This is a genomic window from Methylobacterium sp. Leaf113 (assembly GCF_001423325.1).
GTDB lineage: Bacteria > Pseudomonadota > Alphaproteobacteria > Rhizobiales > Beijerinckiaceae > Methylobacterium.
Window position 1 is genome coordinate 80,044 of record NZ_LMNJ01000017.1, and the last position, 21,093, is coordinate 101,136.

Annotated in this window: 16 protein-coding genes and 2 pseudogenes; 8 read left to right on the plus strand and 10 right to left on the minus strand. The window is 70.4% G+C overall.

Annotated elements, in window-relative coordinates; all coding sequences use genetic code 11:
- Positions 1 to 83 precede the first annotated feature (83 nt).
- From ASF60_RS12755 to ASF60_RS12765, 3 genes are all read right to left on the minus strand, one after another.
- Entirely contained in the window at positions 84 to 3,584 is a 3,501-nt protein-coding gene (locus tag ASF60_RS12755) for a helicase-related protein (protein WP_056185135.1), read from the minus strand.
- A 65-nt stretch (positions 3,585 to 3,649) separates the two neighbouring features.
- Positions 3,650 to 4,012 (minus strand): hypothetical protein, encoded by a 363-nt coding sequence (locus tag ASF60_RS12760; protein WP_056185138.1) that lies wholly within the window; start codon positions 4,010 to 4,012, stop codon positions 3,650 to 3,652.
- A complete protein-coding gene (locus ASF60_RS12765) occupies positions 4,009 to 4,968 on the minus strand; it encodes a DUF3108 domain-containing protein (RefSeq protein ID WP_082507936.1) in 960 nt (319 codons plus the stop codon). Before ASF60_RS12765 ends, ASF60_RS12760 begins: the two co-directional genes overlap by 4 nt.
- A 315-nt stretch (positions 4,969 to 5,283) precedes the next feature.
- On the opposite strand from ASF60_RS12765, the gene rpmB reads away from it, so the two are divergent.
- The 4 genes from rpmB to ASF60_RS12785 all read left to right on the plus strand — a co-directional run bounded on the left by rpmB (position 5,284) and on the right by ASF60_RS12785 (position 7,865).
- Complete coding sequence (gene rpmB / locus ASF60_RS12770; protein ID WP_056185141.1) at positions 5,284 to 5,589, plus strand: 50S ribosomal protein L28; 306 nt, start codon at positions 5,284 to 5,286, stop codon at positions 5,587 to 5,589.
- 129 nt (positions 5,590 to 5,718) lie between these two features.
- On the plus strand, positions 5,719 to 6,648 hold the full coding sequence (locus ASF60_RS12775) for an AEC family transporter (RefSeq protein ID WP_056185146.1): 930 nt from the start codon (positions 5,719 to 5,721) through the stop codon (positions 6,646 to 6,648).
- 112 nt (positions 6,649 to 6,760) lie between these two features.
- The gene (locus ASF60_RS12780; RefSeq protein ID WP_056185149.1) at positions 6,761 to 7,249 is read left to right on the plus strand and encodes a nuclear transport factor 2 family protein; all 489 of its coding nucleotides are present in this window, start codon (positions 6,761 to 6,763) and stop codon (positions 7,247 to 7,249) included.
- Positions 7,250 to 7,268: 19 nt separating this feature from the next.
- Positions 7,269 to 7,865 (plus strand): TetR/AcrR family transcriptional regulator, encoded by a 597-nt coding sequence (locus ASF60_RS12785; RefSeq protein WP_056185152.1) that lies wholly within the window; start codon positions 7,269 to 7,271, stop codon positions 7,863 to 7,865.
- A 330-nt stretch (positions 7,866 to 8,195) separates the two neighbouring features.
- Here the strand turns inward: ASF60_RS12785 and ASF60_RS12790 are convergent, their stop codons facing one another.
- The gene (locus ASF60_RS12790; protein WP_056185155.1) at positions 8,196 to 9,479 is read right to left on the minus strand and encodes a PQQ-dependent sugar dehydrogenase; all 1,284 of its coding nucleotides are present in this window, start codon (positions 9,477 to 9,479) and stop codon (positions 8,196 to 8,198) included.
- Between the two features lie 393 nt (positions 9,480 to 9,872).
- On the opposite strand from ASF60_RS12790, the gene trxA reads away from it, so the two are divergent.
- Complete coding sequence (gene trxA / locus ASF60_RS12795; protein WP_056185158.1) at positions 9,873 to 10,193, plus strand: thioredoxin; 321 nt, start codon at positions 9,873 to 9,875, stop codon at positions 10,191 to 10,193.
- Between the two features lie 174 nt (positions 10,194 to 10,367).
- Here the strand turns inward: trxA and ASF60_RS24475 are convergent.
- From ASF60_RS24475 to trpA, 5 genes and pseudogenes are all read right to left on the minus strand, one after another.
- A pseudogene (locus ASF60_RS24475) lies at positions 10,368 to 10,583 on the minus strand (porin family protein); the annotation flags it as partial.
- A gap of 1 nt (position 10,584) precedes the next feature.
- A pseudogene (locus ASF60_RS25325) lies at positions 10,585 to 11,350 on the minus strand (outer membrane protein); the annotation flags it as partial.
- A 129-nt stretch (positions 11,351 to 11,479) separates the two neighbouring features.
- A complete protein-coding gene (locus tag ASF60_RS12805; RefSeq protein WP_056185161.1) occupies positions 11,480 to 12,805 on the minus strand; it encodes a bifunctional folylpolyglutamate synthase/dihydrofolate synthase in 1,326 nt (441 codons plus the stop codon).
- Positions 12,806 to 12,881: 76 nt separating this feature from the next.
- Complete coding sequence (gene accD / locus ASF60_RS12810) at positions 12,882 to 13,790, minus strand: acetyl-CoA carboxylase, carboxyltransferase subunit beta (protein ID WP_056185200.1); 909 nt, start codon at positions 13,788 to 13,790, stop codon at positions 12,882 to 12,884.
- A gap of 62 nt (positions 13,791 to 13,852) precedes the next feature.
- Positions 13,853 to 14,704, minus strand: coding sequence for a tryptophan synthase subunit alpha (gene trpA / locus ASF60_RS12815; RefSeq protein ID WP_056185203.1), 852 nt, complete (start codon positions 14,702 to 14,704; stop codon positions 13,853 to 13,855).
- Between the two features lie 227 nt (positions 14,705 to 14,931).
- Here trpA and ASF60_RS12820 point away from each other — a divergent pair, with 227 nt between their 5' ends.
- From ASF60_RS12820 to gluQRS, 3 genes are all read left to right on the plus strand, one after another.
- The gene (locus ASF60_RS12820) at positions 14,932 to 17,130 is read left to right on the plus strand and encodes an ATP-binding protein (RefSeq protein ID WP_244478411.1); all 2,199 of its coding nucleotides are present in this window, start codon (positions 14,932 to 14,934) and stop codon (positions 17,128 to 17,130) included.
- 152 nt (positions 17,131 to 17,282) lie between these two features.
- Positions 17,283 to 17,624, plus strand: coding sequence for a hypothetical protein (locus ASF60_RS12825; protein ID WP_056185164.1), 342 nt, complete (start codon positions 17,283 to 17,285; stop codon positions 17,622 to 17,624).
- A 104-nt stretch (positions 17,625 to 17,728) separates the two neighbouring features.
- Positions 17,729 to 18,664 (plus strand): tRNA glutamyl-Q(34) synthetase GluQRS, encoded by a 936-nt coding sequence (gene gluQRS, locus ASF60_RS12830; protein WP_056185167.1) that lies wholly within the window; start codon positions 17,729 to 17,731, stop codon positions 18,662 to 18,664.
- A gap of 53 nt (positions 18,665 to 18,717) precedes the next feature.
- On the opposite strand, the gene ASF60_RS12835 is transcribed toward gluQRS, so the two are convergent.
- Positions 18,718 to 20,811, minus strand: a complete 2,094-nt coding sequence (locus ASF60_RS12835; RefSeq protein ID WP_056185210.1) for a M23 family metallopeptidase — start codon at positions 20,809 to 20,811, stop codon at positions 18,718 to 18,720.
- Positions 20,812 to 21,093: the final 282 nt, after the last annotated feature.

Consider the following 21,093-nt stretch of genomic DNA (forward strand, 5'->3'; position numbering starts at 1 on the left):
GCGTTCCAAAACCCGTGGCGTTACGAGGGATCTCGGCAGGGTCGCGCCGGCGCGCCGACCCGAGCCTGCCGAGCGTGTTTCACTCAGCGCTTGCGATCCGGCCCGGCCTCGAGCTGGGCTTTGAGGGCCGCGAGCTTGGCGAAGGGCGAATCCGGGTCCGGGGCGCGCTCGCGCCGCTGCGGACGCGGCTCGTCGCGGGGAGCGGCCCGCGGCTCGTCGCGGCGCTCGGGCCGGACCCGGCCGGGCTCGAAGCGTTCGCGCCGCTGCGGCCGACCGTCCGGGCGACCCTCGCCGCCGGGGCCCCGGCGATTGCCCTCCGGACGCTCGCCGGGGGCGCCGGCGCGCGGACGGTCGCGTCCCTCGCCGCCGCCACCGGGGCGACGGTTGTCCGGGCGGGCGTCGCCGGCGGCGCGGTTCGGAGCGCCGCCGTCGCGGCCCGGGCCGCGCGGGCGGTTCTGGCGCGGATTGGCGTTGCGTTGGTGGCGCTGGAGGCGCCAGACCTCGACGGTCGCCACCTCTCCGGCCGCATCCGCCGCCGTGGCGTCCGCGTCGGGCGAGGTTTCGATCTCAGTCTCGGCCGTGACCGCTGCCGACTCGGCCGGGGCCACTTCGGTCTCGGTCTCGGAGGTTGCGTCCTCCGCCGGATGCTCGGCGCTCTCCGCCACGCTGGCCGCATCGGCGACCGGCTGCGGGGCCGGATCGGGTTGATCCTGCGTCGCGTCGTCTGCGGCGCGGGTGTCCTCGACCGAAGCCGCGTCCTGCGCCGTGTCGTCGGACGAGGCTGCCTCATGCGGTGCCTCGGTGGCGTCCGGCGCGGTGGCGGCGCCGGAATCCTCGGTCGAGCCGGGCAGAATTTCAGACGGCGCGTCATGGTCTTCGTTCGGAGACGCGTCTGTGATGGAAGATGCTTCGGTGCCGGCAGACGCCTCGGAATCCGGTGAGGTCTCGGCGCTGGCCTCGCCCTCGGGCGCCGCTTCGCCCGCGGCCTCGGCCGGGGCGTTCTCGTCCGTCACCGTCTCGTCCGTGGCCGTCTCGTCTTTCGCCGTGTCGCCGGCCTCCGCGACCGTCGGCTTCACCGGCTGGGTCGAGGCCGCCGGAAGCAGCGGCACGGTGATGGCCGGGCCCGGACGGGTCTCGGGGGCGTAGCCGAGGGATTTCAGGATCGAGGCGAAGTCCTCGCCCGAGCAGCCGACCAGGGAGGTCATGCCCACGGTCGCCACGAAGGCGTCGCCGTCGGCCGTCCCCACCGGGGCGTCGCCCGGCGTGGTGCCGGGCCGGTAGGCGATCGCCGGGCGGATGAGATCGGCGAGGCGCTCCAGGATGTCGACGCGCACGGCGCGCTCGCCGCAGACGCGGAAGCCGGCGGCGCGGTAGAGGCCCTTGGCGATCTCGGGGTCGACCTTGATCGAGGTGCGGCCGGAGCTCGCGAGGTGGGCGATCTCGTCGAGGCCGCGCTGATCGAGGCCGCCATTCTTCAGGGCCCAGAGCTGGGCCGCGAGGGTGCGGGGCGCCGGCTTCAACAGGGCCGGCAGGAAGATGTGATAGGCGCCGAAGCGGACGCCGTGGCGGCGCAGAGCGCCGCGGCCGTCCTGATCCAGGGTGCGCATCTCGTGCATCACCTTGGCGCGCTCGAGCACGCCGAGGGATTCCACCACCTGGAAGCCGATGCCCTTGGCGAGGCCCGTGAGATCGGCCGCCGTCTCGATCTCCATCAGGGGACCGAGGAGCCGGACCACGGTGGCCTTGAGCCAGGCGACCAGCCGGGCCTCGACCTTGTCGCGCGCGGGGCCGGTCAACTGCTCGTCGGCGAGCAGGCGCACATGCGGCTCGAACAGCTTGTCGCCGGGCGTCAGCTTGGCGACCGGGTCGCCGGTCCAGCGGATGACGCCGTCGTGGCTCAGCACGAGGGAGGCATCGGCAGCCGACGAGAACCGCTCGGCGCGGGCCTCGATCTCGCCGCCGAGCGCCTTCTCGGCTGCGCTGCGCAGGGTCTTGGCCTCATGTCCTTCCGCACCGGGATCCGGAACGAACTGGAAGCCATGCAGATGGCCGACATGCTGGCCCTCGACGGTAACGTCCCCGCCGGCGGTGATCTCAGCTTCCAACATCGTATTCTCTCTCAGGCGCCGCATCAGGACGCTGGTGCGCCGATCGACGAAACGGCTCGCAAGGCGCTCGTGCAGGGCGTCAGACAGCCTGTCCTCTACCCGACGCGTCTCGCCCTGCCAATGCACCGGATCAATGAGCCAATCCGGACGGTTCGCCACGAAGGTCCAGGTTCGCCCCTGCGCGATGCGTTGGGACAGGGCGTCGATGTCGCCGTCAGTGCGGTCGATCATGGCGACGTGCTTGGCGAACCAGTCGTTGGGAATGCGCCCTGCCATGCCGCGCATCAGGAAGCGGTAGAGCTGGGCGACGAGGTCCGCGTGGGTCTGGGGATGGACCTTGCGGTAATCGGGAACGCCGCAGACGTCCCACAGGCGGCGTACGTTGGCGGGACTGTTAGCGAGGTCGCGGATGTCGTCCTCGCGGGCCAGGATCTCGAGGGCCGACTGGTCCTCGCCCATCGGCGCGCGGGTGAGCCCCTTTTCGCGGGGATGCTCGTCCAGGCTCTCCTGAAGGCGCTTCAGGGACCCGAAGTCGAGGTCCGGGTTGCGCCATTGCAGGACCCGCAGGGGCTCGAAATCGTGATTCTCCAGGGCCTCGATCATCTCGGGCTCGAACGGGGCGCAGCGCCCGGTCGAGCCGAAGGTGCCGTCCGAGAGGTGGCGCCCGGCGCGGCCGGCGATCTGCCCCATCTCGGGGGGCGTCAGCTTGCGGAAGCGGGTGCCGTCGTACTTCCAGTTCGCCGCGAAGGCGACGTGGTCGACGTCGAGGTTGAGGCCCATGCCGACCGCGTCGGTGGCGATGAGGTAATCGACGTCGCCCGACTGGTAGAGCTCGACCTGGGCGTTGCGGGTCCGCGGCGACAGGGCGCCGAGCACCACCGCCGCGCCGCCGCGCTGGCGCCGGATCAGCTCGGCGATAGCGTAGACCTCCTCGGCCGAGAACGCCACGATGGCGGAGCGGCGGGGCAGGCGCCCGAGCTTCTTCTCGCCCGCGAAGGTGAGCTGCGACAGTCGCGGCCGGGTCGTCGTGTGGACGCCGGGAATCAGCGACTGCACCAGGGGCAGCATGGTCGAGGAGCCGATCAGCAACGTCTCCTCGCGGCCGCGCTGGTGCAGCAGGCGGTCGGTGAAGACGTGGCCCCGGTCCATGTCGGCGGCGAGCTGGATCTCGTCGATGGCCACGTAGGCGACGTCGAGGTCGCGCGGCATCGCCTCGATGGTGGAGATCCAGTAGCGCGGCCGGTCCGGCTTGATCTTCTCCTCGCCGGTGACGAGGGCGACCTTGTCGGCGCCGACCTTGGCGACCACCCGCAGGTAGACCTCCCGCGCCAGCAGGCGCAGGGGCAGGCCGATCATTCCGGTCGGATGGGCCAGCATGCGCTCGATGGCGAGATGGGTCTTGCCGGTATTGGTCGGCCCGAGCACCGCCGTGACGCCGCGTGCGCGGGCCTGCGGGGAGAGGGAGGGGCGGATCATGAGTAAGGGGCGGTCCCTTCGGCGAGGCCGGCAGGCTCAAGGATGGGGAAACCGCCGCGACGCCGTCAGGGGCGGCGCTGTCGTGGCGGCTGGCCCTCATATGGGTCGCCATAGCGTCGGCTGCCATCCCGGCCATCCCGGCCATACCCGCCATTCCCGTCCGGGCCGGGCAGGCCGAGGCTCGGATAGATCCCGATCTCCACGGGCGGCTGTACCCGCTGCGGTGCGACATCGGCGCAGAGGGTATCGGGCACGGCCGTCAGCGGCCCGCGCCGGGGCGGGCGGTTCTCGATGACCTGGGCCGAGGAATAAGCGTCTCCGCCGCAATCGGGGCCCGTCGACAGGATCGATTGCGCGTTCGCGCCGGAGGCCCCGAGCGCCAGGGCGGCGCCGACGAATCGCGCGGCGAGGCTGTGGCGTCCGGTCACTGGGCCAAGCTGGCTTGAGTGGCGGACTTCGAAGCGGCTGCGGCGGTGCTGCTGCCCTGCGGTCCGCCGGTGCGGGTCCAGCGTGTGGCCTCGATGATGTTGGTGCCGACCGTGGTGCGCACGGCGATTCGCACCGGCAGCAGCACGCGGGTGCCCTCGACCGGGGCCAGCCAGACCGACATCTCGCGGTTGTCCTCCATGAACTTCACCCCCGGCCGGTCCGGCCGGTGGCCGGCGATCGGGGTGTAGCGCGCGTTGCAGACCAGGACCGGGCCGCTGTAGCCGGGTTTGGCCACCGCGCGGGTCTCGCCGTAGCTCAGCGCCACGTCGAATCGGGTGGCCCCGTCGAAGATCGGCAGCGTCCGGTTGCAATTGGCCGGGTCCATCGGATCGGCCCGACCCTGCACCGGCATCATCAGGGCGCTGGCCGGGTCGATCACGCCGCGCTTGTTGGCGGCGGTGATCGGCACCCGGTCGCCCATGTCGATGAGGGGCGGAGTGATCTCCGCCTGGGTGACGGTGCCGCGAGCGAGCGCCATGCGCACGGCGATGCCGGAATTGGAGGTCTTGGTGGCGATCGCGAAGCTGCTGGGCTGGGGCGCCGACGCGATGGCGCCGCTGGCGCGTGCCGAGCCCATGCCGCCCGTCACCACGCCGACGAGGCCGGTGAGCCGGGCCGAGACGTCCATCCGGTAGCCGGATCCCTCGAACACCCCCGCCACCTGGGCATTGCCGATGGTGAGGCCCGCCAGGGCGATGTCGTAATCCACCGTCACCGTCGAGGCGGCGGCGGCCTTCGGCCGGGCCTGCGCGGGCGGCCCGACAAGCGCCACGGGGAGAGCCACCGCGAGGGCCAGCGCGCTGACGCCGACCAGCCGGGCGCCAAGCAGTCGGACGTCAAGCAGCCGGGCGCCGAGACGAGGAAGCGGGGCAGGGCGCTGTCGGGTGCCGCACATGGCTGGAAACTCGGGTTCGCTGTCGGTCCCCGGCCGAACGCGCCCGGGACATCTGGCCATCATCGTCCGCTCTCATGGTTAACACATCGTTCGGGCGGGTGCAGCGGAGGCGTCGGTGCCGGCTTGCCCGGCCCGGGCGGAGCGTCGAAAAATCGGCCCACGCCTTGACGTCACGGGGCACTCTCCCCTATAGGCTCGCGCCTTCAATGAGAACGCCGCTCCACCGGGCTTGGCGTGCGAGAAGCCGCTTGCCGCGACGCGGCCGGGTTTCCCGCCAGCCTGTCGGACATGCGGAACGAGACGGGAAATAGAACAATGTCGCGCCGTTGCGAACTCACGGGCAAAGCCGTGCAGACCGGCCACCTCGTGAGCCACTCGAACCGCAAGACCAAGTGCCGGTTCCTGCCGAACCTGTGCCAAGTCACGCTGCAGTCGGATGCCCTCAAGCGCCGCGTGCGCCTGCGCGTCACGGCCCATGCGCTGCGCTCGGTCGAGCACCGCGGCGGCCTCGACGCCTTCCTGATCAAGGCCCGCGAGATCGAGCTGTCGCAGACGGCCCGCCTTCTCAAGCGCGAGCTGCACAAGAAGCTCGCCGAAGTCGAGACCCCCGTCGCCGCCTGAGGCCTCCGGGGCGTCGAATCGGTCGGGGAGCGCTCCCGACCGCGCCGCCTTCCGCCAGATCATCGAACGGCCGCCGCACGCGACAGCGCGTACGGTGGCCGTTCGCGTTGGAGCACCGGTTTCCCGTCGATGACCGTCCTGTCGCTCGTCGCCCCGATCTTCGGCCTCATCCTGGTGGGATGGATCGCGGCACTCGCCGGCTTCCTGTCCGACAAGGTCAGTGACGGCCTGTCGGAATACGTCTTCTCGATCGCGGTTCCGGCTCTGATCATCGCGACGCTGACCCGTCCCGGGCTTACTGGCGAGATCACGCCCTCCTACTGGGTCAGCTATTTCGGCGGGGCCGCCCTGTCCTGGGGAATCGGGTCGGCGCTGAGCCTGCGCCGCAAGGGCGTCGAGCGCCGCGGGGCGATCCTCCACGGCTTCGCCGCCAGCCAGTCGAACACCGTGTTCATCGGCGTGCCGATGATCCTCCAGGCCTATGGCGAGGAGGGGGCCTTCCCGCTCTTCATGCTGCTGGCCGTGCACCTGCCCCTGATGATGGGCTGCGCCACCTTCCTGATCGAGGCGGACGGCGAGACCTCCATCCTGCGGCGCCTGCGGGGCCTCGCCCTGGTCCTTCTGCGCAATCCGATCTTCCTCGCGCTCGTCCTGGGCCTCGGCCTCAAGGCCATCGGGGTGGCACCCACCGGCATGGCCAAGGCGCTGGTGGATTCGCTGGCGGGTACGGCCTCGACCTGCGCGCTGATCGCCCTCGGCGCCGGCCTCGTCCGCTACCGGGTCCTCCACGACATGCCGAGCGCCCTGGTGATCACCAGCCTGAAGCTTGTGCTGCATCCCCTCGTGGTCTGGGTCCTGGCCTTCCACGTCTTCACCATGCCACCGGCCTATGCCGGGGTGGCGACCCTGTTCGCCGCGATGCCGGTGGGCATCAACGCCTACCTGCTCGCCGCCCGCTACAAGACCGAGACCGGCGTGGTGGCCGCCGCCGTGATGCTGTCGACCCTGCTGGCGACCTTCACCACGATCGCCTGGCTGACGCTCCTCGGCCACGCCTGACGGCGCGGCGGAGCTGCTCGGGTCGCGCCGATCTTGACCGCTGTCCCGCCTGTTTGTACCGATCGGTACAGGACCGGGAAAGCCGCGGTCCAGCCGTGCCGGAGCCTTGCCGATGTCCGAGACCCTTGCTGCCGAATCGCGTCCTCCACTGCCGCCCTTCACGCGGGACACGGCGATCGTGAAAGTCCGCGCCGCCGAGAACGGCTGGAATGGCTGCAACCCGGAAAAGGTCGCCCTGGCCTACACCGCCGACAGCCGGTGGCGGAACCGCACCGAGTTCTTCAGCGGCCGGCCGGCGATCGTGGATTTCCTGCGCCGCAAATGGGAGCGCGAGCACGAGTACCGCCTGATCAAGGAGATCTGGGCCTTCACCGAGGACCGGATCGCCGTCCGCTTCGCCTACGAGTTCCACGACGCGGCGGGACAGTGGTTCCGCGCCTACGGCAACGAGAATTGGGCCTTCGACGCCAACGGCCTGATGCGCGAGCGCCATGCCAGCATCAACGACCTCTCGATTCGCGACACCGAGCGCCAATTCCACTGGGACCGCGCCGCCCCGCGTCCCGGTGACCATCCCGGGTTGAGCGCTCTCGGCCTGTAAGAGACCGGTACCGGTGTCGATGTCGGGAGTAGGATCGGGGGCATCGTCGCGGGCGCGTGCACGGGAGGCCGCGATCCCGGTGCTGGCGGAGGTGTTTCGCGAGCACGGCTACGAAGGGGCCAGCCTGGCCTTGCTCGGCGCCCGCACCGGACTCGGCAAGGGCAGCCTCTATCACGCCTTTCCGGGCGGTAAGGCCGAGATGGCGGAGGCTGTCCTGGACGCCATCGAGGCCTGGTTCGAGACGCGTCTCTACGCTCCCCTGCGCGACGAGTCCGATCCCGAGGCGGCGATCCGGCGCATGCTGTCCGAGACCGAGGCGTATTTCCGCTCCGGGGGCCGCGCCTGCCTCGTCGGCGCCTTCGCGCTGACCGAGGGCCGCGACCGCTTCGGCGACCGCATCCGGCGCTACTTTGCCGTCTGGTGCGATTCGCTGGCGGCGGCCCTGCGGCGCAGCGGGTTCACCGAAGCGGCGGCGAAAGGCTTGGCCGAGGAGACCGTCGCGGCCATCCAGGGCGGTCTGGTCCTCGCTCGCGCCCTCGACGACCCGGGGGCATTCGGTCGGACGCTGGATCGATTGCGCCTGCAATTGATCCCCGAGGACGGGGATAGGGGCTGAGGGCAGGGCGGTCGGCTTCGCGATTTCGCGTGCGCCAAGCGATTCGCAGGTGCCAGCGCGACGCGGCCTTTCTTCCCAGCGGATCTCGGGCCCGACCGAGATCCGTCGAGCTTGTGGGGATGTTCGAACTGGGGGTGGTCGGGTGACCCTCAGCCGGTTGAGGGTCACCCGACCACCCCCACTCCTCACCTCTCCCCACAAAGGGGGAGAGGGACGCGGTCTGCCTGCAAGACCAGATGTGTGAATCCGGTCGTATCGGCGGGCCACCCTCCCCCGCAGAGGGGGAGGGACGAGCCGGCGCCCCCGACGAACGCCTTAGAGCATCCGGGATCAGCTGCCCGGGGTCAGCTTCAGGATCTTGCCGTCCGGGCCGTCGGTGACGGCGTAGACCGCACCATCGGTGCCGACGCGGACATCGCGGATGCGGTCCTCCAGGGGAATGCGCTCCTCGCTGACGACCTTGTCGCCGTCGAGCTTCACCGCCACGAGGCCCTGGCTGACGAGGCCGCCGATCAGGAAGGCGTCCTTCCAGGCCGGGAAGGCGTCACCGTTGTAGAGCGCCATGCCCGAGGGGCCGATCACCGGGTCCCAGTAATAGACCGGCTGGGCGGTGCCGCCCGCCTGGGTCTTGCCCTCGCCGATCTTCTCGCCGCTGTACTCGAGGCCGTAGGTGACTTCGGGCCAACCATAATTGACGCCGGGACGCGGGCGATTCAGTTCGTCGCCGCCGCGCGGCCCGTGCTCCACGGTCCAGAGCCGCCCCTGCGGATCGAGGGCCGCGGCCTGCACGTTGCGGTGGCCGTAGGACCAGATCTCGGGCTTGGCCTTCTCGCCGCCCGTGAAGGGATTGTCCTTCGCGGCATTGCCATCGGTGTCGATGCGGAAGACCTTGCCGAGACCGCTGGTGAGGTCCTGGGCCTGGACGCGGGTGACCTTGTCGGAGCGCTCGCCCACGGTGACGAAGAGCTTGCCGTCCGGGGCGAAGACGAGCCGCGAGCCGAAATGCTTGTCGCCGTCATAGCTCGGCATCTGCCGGAAGATGACCTTGACCTCGTCGAGGCGGGCGGCGCCCTTGTCCTCGACCAGTTTGGCCCGCAGCACGCTGGTGCCGTTGCCCTTGTCGCGCGGCTCGGCGTAGCTGAGATAGATCAGACGGTCGGCGACGAAGCTCGGGCTCAAGGCCACGTCGAGCAGGCCGCCCTGTCCGCGGGCATCGACCTTCGGCACGCCGGGAATCGACGGCCCGGCGGTTCCGTCCTTGGCGACGATGCGCAGCTTGCCGGCCTTCTCGGTCACCAGCATGCGTCCGTCCGGCAGGAACTCCATCGCCCAAGGGCTGTCGAGGCCCTTGGCGACGACCTCCGTCTTCACCTTCGTGGCGACCTCGGGCTTGGGGGCGCGGGTCTGGTTGGGCAGCAGCGGCTTGTAGGGCGCATTCGGCGCCTCGGTTTCGGCGGGGCTGTTGCCGGTGGCGGAACTGGTGGGCGCCGCGAAGGCGTCGCCGCCGATCCGGGGCTGCCGGGGCTCGGCGCCCGCCGGCTCCTGCGCGTGGACGGCCGCGCCGAGGCTGAGAAGGGCTGCGGTGGCGAGCAGGCTGTGCGGGATGCGCTTCACGTCGGATGGTCCTCCATGCCGGCACGTTGGCCGGCTCCGGGTCGAGCCCCCTCGGGCAGCGGCCGGGCCGCCGCCGTCGGGATGCCTGGGACATGGGGCGACGGACACGCTTTGGCGAGGGTCGCGGCCCCTCGGGCCACCGTCGCGGGGTGCGGAACAGGTCCGGCCGGCCTCATCGGGCTCGACATCTGAAGGGTCCCGACGAAGAGACCAGGTGGACAATCTGCAGAGTCCAGGGGAGGGCAGCCCTGCATCGGCCACGGGACGCCTTGACCGTTCCCCGCCGCATCGCCAACTCTGGCCTTCGACGATCCGTCTCGCGGCTCGATGTCGCGACGCGAGGACGGCGGATGAGACGTTTCGCGAAGAGCGGAACCGGAAAGGAAGTTTCCCATGGCGACGGTGAAAGTGACCGACGCGAGCTTCGAGCAGGACGTTCTCCAGTCCGCGGAGCCGGTCGTAGTGGATTTCTGGGCCGAGTGGTGCGGCCCGTGCCGTCAGATCGGTCCGGCGCTCGAGGAGATCTCGGCCGATCTCCAGGGCCGGGTCAAGATCGCCAAGGTCAATGTCGACGAGAACCCGGGCATTGCCGCCCAGTACGGCATCCGCTCGATCCCGACGCTGCTGATCTTCAAGGACGGCCAGCTCGCGAGCCAGAAGGTCGGCGCTGCTCCGAAGGGCGACCTGTCCCGCTGGATTCAAGCGAGCGCCTGAGCGCGGCGTGCGGGGCCGGTCCGGCGCCGCGACCCACGGCCTGAACGGACAAAGCCCGGCCGCGAGGCCGGGCTTTTTTGTGGGGCGTCGGATGACCGAACGCCGATGCTGGCCCAAACGAAGAAACCCGGCCTTGCGGCCGGGCTCCCTCGTTTCGAGACCGTAGATGTCGGCTTAGTACGAGCCGAACTTGTAGTTCAGGCCGGCGCGGACGACGGCGAACTCGGCGCCGCTGTTGCGGTTGGTGAAGCCGGGCTGACGGTAGAGAACGTTGTTGGTGTCGACGGCGTAGACGCCGGCGTTGCGGTTGTTGTTCTCGAGGTTCACGTACAGGCCTTCGACCTTGAGCGTGACGGCCGACGAACGGAAGAAGTTCAGGAACGAGTCGGTNGGCGAACTCGGTGCCGCTGTTGCGGTTGGAGAAGCCGGGCTGGCGGTAGAGGACGTTGTTGGTGTCGTAGGCGTAGACGCCGGCGTTGCGGTTGTTGTTCTCGAGGTTCACGTACAGGCCTTCGACCTTGAGCGTGACGGCCGACGAACGGAAGAAGTTCAGGAACGAGTCGGTCGGGAGCGCGTACTCGATGCCGCCGCCAGCAGCGTAGCCGGTGCGGAAATCGTCGTTGCCGCGGAAGCCGCCGAAGTTGCGCTCGTTGCTGCCGGCGCCGTAGGCGAAGCCACCGGTGCCGTAGAACAGGACGCGGTCGAAGGCGTAGCCGAGGCGACCGCGGACGGTGCCGAAGTAGTCGAGGCTGGCGGTGCCGCGCGGATCGACGAAGGTGACGCCGGCGATCGGAGCGAAGCCGGGGGTCAGGACGAAGTTGTTCCGGCTACGGCCGAAGTCGACGTACTGGGCGTCAGCTTCGATACCGACGACCACGCCCGAACCCGGGGTGAACTGGTAGTTGTAGCCGATCTGACCGCCGCCCGTCGCCGTTGAGCGGAGCGACGAGGTTCGGGAACACGTTGTTGTAGACGTTGGTGCCACGGTCGGAGGCGTCGAAGCCGTAACCCGCGTTGAAACCGGCGTAGAAGCCGGTCCAGGTGAACACCGGCACCGGCACGAACACCGGCGGAGCGGCGCGGCGCGGCAGGTCAGCGGCCGAAGCGGCTGCGGTGAGGGCCGTGAAGGCCGCGAAAGACGTAAGAAGCTTTTTCATTATTCTGATCCCCAGCGAAGTGCCCGATCGAGGGAGAACCTACTTCAGTTTCCACAGCCAAGATGTAGCGCCGCGGTCACACCGCAGAGTTGATGTGAGCGCCGGTGGGACTGGAAAAGGTTAGGGAATTCAGGTCGGCGGCGTTCCGTTCGCAGTCAGGACGGCGCCGACGAGGTAGAGCGAACCGCAGATCAGAATGCGTGGCGGTTGCTCGAAGGCGATGTCGGAAAGACTCTCGAGAGCGGCTTCGACACTTGAGGCCACGGCCGCGTTCAGGCCCACATCCGTGGCGATGCTGGCGACCTCTTCCGCCGGCCGGGCCGCCATCTGTCCGGCGATCGGGACCGCCACCAGGGCGCGGGCCAGACCGACGAAGTTGCGCAGGAACCCCTCCGCGTCCTTGGTCCCGAGCAGGCCGACGATGAGCACCAGCGGGACGTCGGAGCGCTCGCCGAGATCCGCCATTGCGGCGGCGAGGATGCGCCCGCCATCGATGTTGTGGCCGCCGTCGAGCCAGAGTTCGGCGCCGAGCGGCACCAGATCCGACAGGCGCCCGCGGTTCAGCCGCTGCAGGCGCCCCGGCCACTCGACGGCGTTGAGCCCGGCCTCGATCGCGGCGGTGCCGATATCGCCGAAGCCGGCGGCCCGCAGAGCCGCGATGGCGGTGCCGGCATTGGTGAACTGGTGCCGGCCGTTCAGGCGCGGCTTCGGCAGGTCGAACAGGTCGGTGTCGTCCTGGTAGACGAGGCGCCCGCGCTCGGCATGGACCGAGAAATCCTGGTTGCCGACGCGGATCGGGGTGGCCCCCACCGCTTCGGCAAGCTGGCACAGCACCGAATCGGCCTCGGCGTAATCCTGCGCGGCGATGATGGCCGGGCATCCCTTCTTGAAGATGCCGGCCTTCTCGGTGGCGACCGCCTCGACGGTGTCGCCGAGATATTCGGCGTGGTCGCGCCCAATGGGCGTCACCACGGCCGCCGCCGGCCGATCGATCACGTTGGTGGCATCGACCCGGCCGCCGAGCCCGACTTCCAGCAACAGCACGTCGGCCGGATGCTCGGAGAACAGCAACAGGGCGGCCGCGGTGGTGATCTCGAACACGGTGATCGGCTCGCCCTCGTTGGCGGCCTCGCAGCGGGCCAGGGCGTCGGCCAGCTGATCCTCGGGGACGAAGTGTCCGCCCCCGATGGCGCCGATACGGATGCGCTCATGGAAGCGCACCAGATGCGGCGAGGTGTAGACATGGGCCGCCAACCCGGCGGCCTCGAGGATCGCCCGCATGAAGGCGATGGTCGAACCCTTCCCGTTGGTGCCGGCCACGTGGATCACCGGCGGCAGCTTGCGCTCCGGGTGGTCGAGACGGGCCAGCAGCCGCTCGATCCGCCCGAGCGACAGGTCGATCGTGCGCGGGTGGAGGGCGAGGAAGCGCGCCATCAGCGCGTCGGAGGAATCCATGATCGAACGTCGTGTGGCGGAGGGGAGGGGATCGCGGAGAAGGAATCGTGGCGACGGACTCGCGGCGTGTGCCGCTTCAGGCGGGTTCCGCAACCGGGGCGGCCGCCCGGACCGGCGGCGACCCGGGCTCCTGGTTGGTCAGGAGGCCGCACAGGGTCGCGATCGTGTCCTTCAGGGCGTGGCGGTGGACGACCTGATCGACCATGCCGTGGTCGCGCAGGTATTCCGCCCGCTGGAAACCGTCGGGCAGCTTTTCGCGGATGGTCTGCTCGATGACGCGCGGGCCGGCAAAGCAGATCAGCGCGCCGGGCTCGGCCAGATGGACGTCGCCCAGCATCGCGTAGGAGGCGGTGACGCCGCCGGTGGTCGGGTTGGTGAGCACCACGATGTAGGGCAGCCTGGCCGCGTTGAGCCGGCGCACCGCCACGGTGGTGCGGGGCATCTGCATCAGCGAGAGGATGCCTTCCTGCATGCGGGCGCCGCCCGAGGCGGAGAACAGGACGTAGGGGGTGCGCTTGTCCAGGGCGGTCTCCGCGCCGCGCACGAAGGCTTCGCCGGCCGCCATGCCGAGGGAGCCGGCCATGAAGGCGAAGTCCTGCACCGCCAGGGTCATCGGCAGGCCCGAGACGCGGCCGAAGCCGACCTTGAAGGCGTCGGTCATGCCGGTCTTGGCCCGGGCATCCTTGAGCCGGTCGATGTAGCGCTTCTCATCGCGGAACTTGAGCGGATCGGCGGCGACCTCCGGCAGGGGCACGTCGATCCAGGTGCCCTCGTCGAACATCATCTTGAGGCGCGCCTGGGCGCTCATCTTCAGGTGATGCTCCGAGCCGGGGATGACCCAGTGATTGCTCTCCACCTCCTTGTGGAAGACCATCTGGCCCGTATCGGGGCACTTGACCCACAGGTTCTCCGGGGTCTCGCGCTTGAACAGGGTCTTGATCTTGGGGCGAACGACCTCCGAGATCCAGTTCATCGGTTCAACCATCATGCGACGGTGTCCTTGTGCGGGCTCGAAGCGAGCGAGCCGGAAGGTCTCGTGAAATTGCGTCAGGCGCGGGGCGCGGAGCGCACGCCCTCGGCCAACTCGCGCACCAGGGCGCTGACGGCCGCGACCGTGCCGCCGTTCGAAGCGCCCTCGGCGTCGAGGGTGGCCCGCATGGCGTCGACCAGGGCGGAGCCGACCACCACCCCGTCGGCCCCACGAGCGATCGCCGTGGCATCGGCTCCGGTCCGAACCCCGAAGCCCACCACGATCGGCAGGTCGGTGTGGCGCCGGATTCGGTCGACCGCCGCGGCCACCCGGTCGAAGTTCGGCGTGGCGGTTCCGGTGATGCCGGTGATCGACACGTAGTAGACGAAGCCCGCGGTGTTCGCGAGGACGGCGGGGAGCCGCTTCTCGTCGGTGGTCGGCGTCGCGAGGCGGATGAAGGCCAGCCCCTTGGCCAGCGCCGGCAGACAGAGTTCGTCATCCTCCTCCGGCGGAAGGTCGACCACGATCAGGCCGTCGATCCCGGCGTCGAGCGCATCGTCGAGGAAGCGCTCGACGCCGTAGGTGTGGATCGGGTTGAAATACCCCATCAGGATCACCGGCGTCTCGGTGTTGCCCTGGCGGAAGCGCCGCACGAGGTCGAGGGTCCGGGCCACGCCCTGGCCGCCCTTCAGGGCACGCAGGCCCGCCGCCTGGATCGCGGGGCCGTCCGCCATCGGATCGGTGAAGGGCAGGCCGAATTCGACGATGTCGGCTCCGGCGGCCGGCAGGGCTTCGAGCACCTTCAGCGAGGTCTCGGCATCGGGATCGCCCGCCATCACGTAGGTGACGAGAGCCGCGCGGTTCTCGGCGCGGCAGCGCGCGAAGGTCGCGGCGATGCGCGCCTGACCGGGATTCACCGAACTCGTCATCGTCATGACACCCACGTCGAACGGTCCTCGGCGCCGCGGCGGGGGCGGCTCGGGATCAAGCCGCCGCGCCTACACCATCAGGACCGGCCCGTGAAGCGCACCGCCGCATCGCATCGCATTCGATCCCGATCCGCAACGGTTTCTTAACGGCCTTTCGAAAGCCCGCCTTCAAGTTCCTCCGGCATGGTCCCTCGCGGCAGGGGTCGGTCCTGCCGGAGGCCGGTCCCATGACGCTGCAGGATGTCCCGCTGCAGATTTTCGCGATGCCGCCCTGGGTCTGGCAGACCGTGGGCCTTGGTCTCGCATCCGGCGGGTTCGGCTTCGCGGCGGGCTGGTGGGGCCGCGCGCGCCGGGGTGCCCCCGGCCCAACCGTTTCCATCGAACGCCCTGCCTTCGCCCGCGACGGCAGCCGGACCGAGCAGCTCGAGGACCGGGTCTGGCGCCTGTCGGAGAGCGAGGAGCGCTACCGGGCGCTGGTCGAGGCCAGCACCGAGATCATCGTGCAGCGCGACGCGCAGGGGCGGATCACCTTCGCCAATGGCGGCTTCGGGCGCCTCGTCGGTGCCGAGCCGCTGTCGCTGGTCGGTACGACACGGACCGCCGAGGTCCTGGAGACGAACGAGGGCGTGCGAAGCTCGGATGGTATCCGCCGCGTCGAGATGCGGCTGGTCCCCTTCTCCGGCGCGCCGCGCTGGTACTCCTTCATCGAGATGCCGATGCCGGGGGGCTCGGGCGAGCCCCAGTGGCTGCGCGCCGGCACCGATATCACCGAGCGGGTCGAGGCCGCCCGCTCCCTGGACGAGGCGTTGAACCGGGCCGAGGCCGCCAACGTGGCGAAGTCCCGCTTCCTCGCCACCGTCAGCCACGAGTTCCGTACCCCGCTCAACGGCATCCTGGGCATGGCCGATCTCGTCCTCGACACCGGCCTCGACCCGGAACAGCGCACCTATGTCGAGGCCGTCCGGACCTCCGGAAAGGCTCTGCTCAGCCTCATCGACGGCATCCTCGATTTCTCGCGGATCGAGGCGGGCCGCCTCGATCTCGCCGCCGAGCCGTTCGATCCGGGCGAGATCGCCGAGGCCGTGGTGGAGCTGCTGGCGCCCCGGGCCCAGGACAAGGGCATCGAGATCTCCGTCGACATCGCCGACGACATCCCGCGCCTGGTGGTCGGCGACGCCGACCGGGTCCGCCAGATCCTGATCAACCTCGCGGGGAACGCGATCAAGTTCACCAATGCGGGTGGAGTCGGCGTCGAGCTGCGCCGCGAGGCCGGCGACCTCGTCATCGCGATCTCGGATACCGGTCCGGGCATCCCGTCCGAGCGCATCCCGATCCTGTTCGAGGAATTCGAGCAGGGTGACAGCAGCGCCAGCCGCCGCCACGAGGGCACCGGCCTCGGTCTCGCCATCACCCGGCGCCTCGTCAACCGGATGGGCGGGCGCATCGACGCCACCTCGCGCCTCGGCCAGGGCAGCACCTTCTCGGTGACGTTGCCGCTCCCCGTCGCGGCGGCGGATCGCGAACGGCCTCCGAGCCTGTGCGGGCGCCGGGTCCTCATCGTCGCGGCCTCGCCCTTCCAGGCGCCATTCCTGGCCCGGCGGCTCAGCCGCTCGGGTGCGTCCGCCCTCGTGGTGCCGAACCTCGATGCCGGTCTCGATGCGATCGCGGCCGCCGCCTTCGATGCGGTTCTGGCCGATCGCACCCTCGGCGACGCGGCGGTGCGCACGCTGGCGCTCGAGGCCCGGCGCTGCGGCGTGCGCTGCAGCCTCGTCCTGCTCTCGCCCTTCGATCGCCGCGAGTTCGGCACCCCCGCCGCCGCCGGCTTCGACAGCTATCTGGTCAAGCCGGTGCGCGCCCGCTCTCTGTTCGATCGCCTGCTGGCGCCCGCCTCGTCGCAGGCTGAGTTCGTCGCGGCGACGCGGCGCGGATCGGAGGAACCCGGCGCCGCGATTCCAGCGCGTCTGCCCGCCACCGCGCCCGAAGTGCCGGCAAATCCTGGCGCATCCGGTCCTGTCGCATCCTCTCCCCCGACCGCCGGACCGCGCGTGCTCCTCGCCGAGGACAACCCGATCAACGCCCTGCTGGCGACCAAAGCCCTCCAGCGCCTGGGCGCGCAGGTGGTGCTGGCCCATGACGGGGAGGAAGCGTTGGCCCGCATCCGCGAGGCGACCCCCGACACCCCCTTCGATCTGGCCCTCTTGGACATCCGGATGCCCGGGATCGACGGCCTGGAGACGGCCCGGCAGATCCGCGCGATCGAGGCCGCCGGGGGGGCGCCTGCCTTGCACCTCGTGGCCCTCACCGCCAATGCAGGCCGGGACGACGAGCGCATCGCACGCGCGGCGGGCTTCGACGGGTTCCTGGCCAAGCCCCTCGACCTGCGCGCCCTGCCGGGCCTACTGGAGCGCCGCGCGGCGGCTGCCTGACCGCGACGGTTTTCGCTTATCGTTGGCGGATCGACCGTTAAGCGAGGACCGCGCCGCGCAATCACGTCACGGTCGGGAGCGATCCTTTAGCGCCGAGGCACCGGTCTCGTCGGAGCGTTGACACGCCGGGCGGGGCGCGCGAACACCGCGCCATGGCCGATCACCTTTCCCCGGATTCTCGTTCTCCGGATCTTCGTTCTCATGATTCTGCGCCCCCGGATGCAGGGACGCGCAGCCACGACCGCCGGGTCGCCTGGAGCGTCGTCGCGCTCACCGCCGTGACGGTGCTGATCGGCGCCCTCACGGCCGCGCCGGTCCATCACCCCGCTTCTCACCCCGTCGTGGCCAACCCGAGCCAGGACGCGACCTGCGCCGAATGGGGCGACGGCTGCCGCGTGTGCCAGCGCGCCGAGGACGGGATCGCCTGCTCGCTGCCGGGGATTGCCTGCACTCCGAAGGCGGAGCAGAGCTGCCTGCGCCGCGTCGGCGGCTGACGGGGCTTTCGTCGGCTCTGTTCTCGGCCGGGTACGTCCGATAACCGACCGGGCCTGGCATCGGCCGCCATGAAGGGATCTTGCCTGATGCGGGAGGCTGCCTCGTGAAGGCCCCGCCGGTCTTCCGCTTCGCTCCGAGCCCGAACGGGCGCCTGCATCTCGGTCACGCCCGCTCGGCCCTCCTGAACGCGGCGCTGGCCGAGAGCGCCGGGGGACGACTTCTCCTGCGGATCGAGGACATCGATCCCGTCCGCTCGCGGCCGGAGCTGATCGCGGCGCTTCGCGACGATCTCGCCTGGCTCGGCCTTCGCTTCTCCCCGCCCGAGCGCCGGCAATCGGCCCATCTCGAAACCTATCGGCGCCAGGTCGACGGGTTCGCCGCTCGGGGCCTCGCCTATCCGTGCTTCTGCTCGCGCGGCACCATCGCGGCCGCAGTCGCGGCGGACACCGCGCGGAGCGGACAACCGGCGCCCCGCGACCCCGATGGAGCGCCGCTCTATCCGGGACTCTGCCGCCACTTGCCGCCCGGGGAGGCCGCGGCGCGGCGGGCGGCCGGCGAACCGCATACCTGGCGCCTCGACATGGCGCGTGCGCTGGCGGCCGCCCCCGGTCCCCACACGATCACCCACGTCGCGGTCGAGACCGTTCCGGGCGAAGGTGCGCCGGCGGGGGAGGGGAGGGGCCCTGGATACCGCGTCGGACCGGAGCATCGCGAGACCGCCGATCCCGCCCGCTGGGGCGATCCCGTGATCGCCCGCCGCGACGTGCCGACGAGCTATCACCTCGCCGTGGTGATGGACGATGCCGACCAGGGCATCACCCACGTCGTGCGCGGCGCCGACCTGCGCGCCAGCACCGACCTGCACGTGCTGGTCCAGGCGCTGATCGGCGTGCCGTCGCCGCGCTATCACCATCATGCTCTGGTGCTGGATTCCTCCGGCGAGAAGCTGGCGAAGTCCCGGCATTCGCCGTCCCTGGCGGACCTGCGCGCCGCTGGGGAGAGCGCGGCCGAAATCCGCCGCCGCCTCGGCTTTTCCTGACGCGAAGCCCTGCGTTTCGATCTCGCGTGCGAGCCGGCCCGGCGGCGCCGGCCTCAGCGCATCGCGTCCCGCTGCGCCATCGCGGAGGCCGTGCGCGACTTCTGCATGGTGCCCTCGATCTGCTCGCGTTGGCGGGTGAATTCGGCGAGCATACGGCCGTCGAGCTCACGCCCCCGGGGCACGCGGATCTTCATCGGATCGACGAAGTGGCCGTTGATGATCACCTCGTAATGGAGGTGCGCGCCCGTCGACAGACCGGTGGATCCGACATAGCCGATGACTTGGCCCTGCCGCACCTTGGCGCCGGGGGTGACGCCGCGGGCAAAGCGGGACATGTGGTTGTAGGTCGTGACGTAGCCGTTGATGTGCTGCAATTCGATGCGGCGGCCGTAGCCCGAATCCCAATCCGCCTTCAGCACGGTTCCGTTGCCGGCCGCCACGATCGGGGTGCCGATCGGGTTCGCCCAGTCGACGCCGGTATGGAGCTTGGCGTAGCCGAGGACCGGGTGGCGCCGATAGCCGAAGCCCGAACGCATGATGCCGTCGGCGATGGGCTTGCGGATGAGGAACTTCTTGAGCGAGCGGCCCTGTTCGTCGAGGTAGTCGATGGTGCCGTCGTCCGGGGACTGGAAGCGATAGACCTTGCGTGCCTCGCCGGCGAGGTTGAGGGCGGCATAGAGCAGTTCGGGCCGCTCGAGGGAGCCCTGCGGACCCTCGTCGTCGAAGGTATAGAACACGTCGAGGCTGTCGCCGGACGAGATCCGGCGCTGGAAATCGACGTCGTAGCCGAAGATCTTCACCAGGTCGTCGACCGCGCCCCTTGGGAGGTCGTGCCGGGCGGCCGTCTCGTACAGGCTCTGGAACAGGCGTGGGCCGGTGCCGCCTTCCTCTTCGCCGTCCTCGGTGGCGTCGGCCGCGACCGGCGCCGTCCGTGACGGGGCGTCCTCGGTCGGCGGCGCCACCGAGACGAAACCGCCCCGGTCGTTGATGGCGGCGATGCCCTCGATTCCGGTCTCTCCGTACAACACCACCCGCGTCACCTGGCGCGGGTCGCCGGGCTTCGGCCCGGGCGCGATCTGCACGCGGAACTGCTGGCCCTCGGCGAGGTCGGCGGTGCGGGTGCGCCCCCCGAGGGCCGCCACGATGCCGCGGACTTGCTCGTCGGTGGCCCGCGCCGCGCTCTTCAGCACGGCCTCCAGGGTCTCGCCGCGCTTGAGGGCGAGGTCGCGCTCCTCCACCAGGGGCGCCTCGCTGCCGGCCCCGGTCTTGCTCAGGCTGGTGACGTTCTCGGGCACCACGAGGACGTCGATGGACTTGAACGGCGAACTCTCGTCGGAAAGGCGCGCGGCGGCGTCGAAGCTGTTGGCGGCCAGGCCCTGCTGAAGGGTCCGCGACAGCATGATCTGCGGCGCGATCGGGATCGCGGTCCGGCGGCCGGCCTCGGCCGAGAGGCGGCGCTCCTCCTCGATCTGCGCCGCGACCTCGTCGTCGGACAGGGCCGGCGCCCCGGCCTCGACCTCCATCCCCACGAGATCGCGCTTGATCACCGAGACCTCGGCCCCGGGTGCGTCGCCGAGCCCCGGCTCCGGCGCGCGCTCCAGCGGCTCGTCGGTGCTGAGCTTCATCGGGTCGAAGCGGGGCATCTCGGTGGCGAAGACGCCGGTGGTCATCGACAAGGCGGTCGAGACGCGCAGGAAGGGCCGGACCTTGATGATCTCGCGATCCCCGAGGCGGACCGTCACCGGCGAACGGAAGCTCTGCTTGGCCGAGGCGATCATCAGGTTGCGCACCAGCCGGTCGCTCTTGCGCGCCACGTTGGCGGTGCCGTCGCTCAGAGCCGGCCGGACCGCAGGGGCGGCGCGCTCGGGGATGGCGGCGAACGAGATGTCGCTCTGGAGAGAGACATGGATGGCGGCGCCGATCAAACCGGCCCCGGTCAGGCCGGTGAGCGCACTGGCGCAGAGCCAGCGCAGGTTGACGTCGCGGCGATCGATCCGTGGTGCGTCGGGGCCGAGAAGGTCGAGGGCCGGGAGGCTGCCGGTCTGCGCGCGGGCGCGGTTGCGCCCGGGACCCGTCTGCTGGCCGGCACCGTCGCGCGCCTCCGCCGAACCGTCCGGGTGCCCGATCTTCAGACGGCCTCGCTGCAACGCCATGGTCCTCGAAACTGGCGGCCCGGATCATCCGGGACGGGATGCGGGCGCGCGACCGATGTCGTGGTCCAGCATGTCGAGATTGAGGCACGTTTGCGGGCGGGCGTCACGCTTGCGGACGGGGACCTGGGTCGGGCGCCGCCGATGGTTCCCGAAAAGCTGTTGACAGGCTCATGGGCTATGGGTATACCCCATTCATCGGCGAGCGGCCAAGGCGATTGGCGGCTTGCTTTTGCATCTCCTGACTGTTGATGGGTTGTCGCCTGGTGATCTGGGCGG

Bases quoted from the DNA above. Each gene is read 5' to 3' on its own strand.
- ASF60_RS12755 (WP_056185135.1), bottom strand. From the start codon at position 3,584: ATGATCCGCCCCTCCCTCTCCCCGCAGGCCCGCGCACGCGGCGTCACG.
- ASF60_RS12765 (WP_082507936.1), bottom strand. From the start codon at position 4,968: ATGTGCGGCACCCGACAGCGCCCTGCCCCGCTTCCTCGTCTCGGCGCC.
- rpmB (WP_056185141.1), top strand. From the start codon at position 5,284: ATGTCGCGCCGTTGCGAACTCACGGGCAAAGCCGTGCAGACCGGCCAC.
- ASF60_RS12775 (WP_056185146.1), top strand. From the start codon at position 5,719: ATGACCGTCCTGTCGCTCGTCGCCCCGATCTTCGGCCTCATCCTGGTG.
- ASF60_RS12780 (WP_056185149.1), top strand. From the start codon at position 6,761: ATGTCCGAGACCCTTGCTGCCGAATCGCGTCCTCCACTGCCGCCCTTC.
- ASF60_RS12785 (WP_056185152.1), top strand. From the start codon at position 7,269: ATGTCGGGAGTAGGATCGGGGGCATCGTCGCGGGCGCGTGCACGGGAG.
- trxA (WP_056185158.1), top strand. From the start codon at position 9,873: ATGGCGACGGTGAAAGTGACCGACGCGAGCTTCGAGCAGGACGTTCTC.
- ASF60_RS12805 (WP_056185161.1), bottom strand. From the start codon at position 12,805: ATGGATTCCTCCGACGCGCTGATGGCGCGCTTCCTCGCCCTCCACCCG.
- accD (WP_056185200.1), bottom strand. From the start codon at position 13,790: ATGGTTGAACCGATGAACTGGATCTCGGAGGTCGTTCGCCCCAAGATC.
- trpA (WP_056185203.1), bottom strand. From the start codon at position 14,704: ATGACGAGTTCGGTGAATCCCGGTCAGGCGCGCATCGCCGCGACCTTC.
- ASF60_RS12820 (WP_244478411.1), top strand. From the start codon at position 14,932: ATGACGCTGCAGGATGTCCCGCTGCAGATTTTCGCGATGCCGCCCTGG.
- ASF60_RS12825 (WP_056185164.1), top strand. From the start codon at position 17,283: ATGGCCGATCACCTTTCCCCGGATTCTCGTTCTCCGGATCTTCGTTCT.